Annotated in this window: 1 protein-coding gene; it reads left to right on the top strand. The window is 69.7% G+C overall.

Annotation, left to right across the window (positions count from 1 at the left end):
- The coding region (locus ACG0Z6_RS16580) for an amino acid adenylation domain-containing protein (protein ID WP_394463448.1) at positions 1-1,752 on the top strand (1,752 nt) is incomplete at both ends.

Raw genomic sequence — 1,752 nt, 5'->3', positions numbered from 1 at the left:
GCGGCGGAGCTGTTCGAACCGACGACGATCGAGCGGCTGGGCGATCACTACCTGGCGATGCTGCAAGCGCTGGCCGAACATCCAGAGCAGGCGCTGGGCGAGGTTGAGCTCGCAGGCGAGGCGGAGCGGGCGCGTCTGGCGGCGTGGAGCACCAACGCGCAGCGGCATCCGGCCGATGTGCCCGTGCATCGCCTCATCGAAGCTCGGTCGCTCGAGACGCCGGACGCCATCGCGCTGCGACTCGACGCCGAGCAGCTCAGCTACGCCGAACTGAACCTGCGCGCTAACCAGCTCGCGCACCGTCTGGTCGCGCTGGGCGTCGGCTTGGAGGTCCGTGTGGGCCTGGCGCTGGAGCGCTCGATCGAGATGATCGTGGCCTTACTGGCCGTGCTCAAGGCCGGTGGCGCCTATGTGCCGCTGGACCCCGAGTACCCGGCCGAGCGTCTGGCCTACATGCTCGATGACGCCGGGATCGAGCTGCTGCTCACGCAGAGCCACCTGGGCATCGCCGCCGAAGGCGTGCAGACGCTGGCGCTGGACCAACTGACGTTCGATGCCGAACCGGTGTCGAATCCGGCGGTCGCGGTGCACGGCGGGAATCTCGCCTACGTGATCTACACCTCGGGCTCGACGGGCCGACCCAAGGGCATCGGCATCACGCATGCAAGCCTGGCCGAGCACAGCCAGGTGGCCATCGGCTACTTCGGCCTCACGCCGGTCGACCGCATGCTGCAGTTCTCCACGATCAACTTCGACGGCTTCGTCGAGCAGCTGTTCCCCCCGCTGGTCGCCGGCGCCACGGTCGTGCTGCGCGGCCCGACCCTGTGGGACAGCGAGACCTTCTATCGACAGCTGATCGAGCAGCGCATCAGCATCGCCGATCTGCCCACCGCCTACTGGCAGTTGCTGGCGCAGGACTTCGCCCAGAAGGGACCGCGCGACTACGGCGTGCTGCGCCAGGTACAAGCCACCGGCGAAGCGATGCCGCCCGAAGGCGTGCGCACCTGGCGCGAAGCCGGGTTGGGCCATGTGAAGCTGATCAACAGCTACGGCCCGACCGAGACCGTGGTGACGGCGATCGTGGAGGACTGCGCGGCGTGGATCACGGGGGATGAGACCTTGCCGGCGCAGATGCCGATCGGCCGGCCGCTGGCGGGGCGGCGCGTGCATGTGCTGGATGCGCAGCTGAATCCGGTGCCGCAGGGCGTGCCGGGCGAGCTCTACATCGGCGGCGAGCTGCTGGCGCGGGGCTATCACGGCCGGCCGGGCTTGAGCGCCGAGCGCTTCATTGCCGATCCGTTCGCGTTGGAAGCTGAAGCTGGCGCGCGGTTGTACCGCACCGGCGACGTCGCACGCTGGACCTCGCAGGGGCGGCTCGAGTATCTCGGCCGGGTCGACCACCAGGTCAAGGTGCGGGGCTTCCGCATCGAGCTCGGCGAGATCGAGGCGCAGCTGCTGGCGCAGCCGGGTGTGCGCGAGACGGTGGTCGTGGCGCTGGCCGGAGCGGGCGGAGCCCAGTTGGTCGGCTACGTGTCGGCACACGCCGATCAGCAGCTCGACGGCGCGGATCTTCGCCGTAGGCTCGCCGAGCAGTTGCCAGACTACATGGTGCCGGCGGCCGTGGTCGTGCTGCCCGCGCTGCCGCAGAACGCCAATGGCAAACTGGATCGCGCGGCGCTGCCGCGGCCGGAGTTCGACGATGCTACGGCGTACGAGGCGCCGCGCGGTGCGCTCGAGCGAACGCTGGCGGCG

The sequence above is a fragment of the Roseateles rivi genome (assembly GCF_043555845.1).
GTDB classification, from domain to species: Bacteria; Pseudomonadota; Gammaproteobacteria; order Burkholderiales; family Burkholderiaceae_C; genus Roseateles; species Roseateles rivi.
The sequence above is the reverse complement of the archived record's forward strand: the minus strand, read 5'-3'. Positions and strand labels throughout refer to the sequence as shown.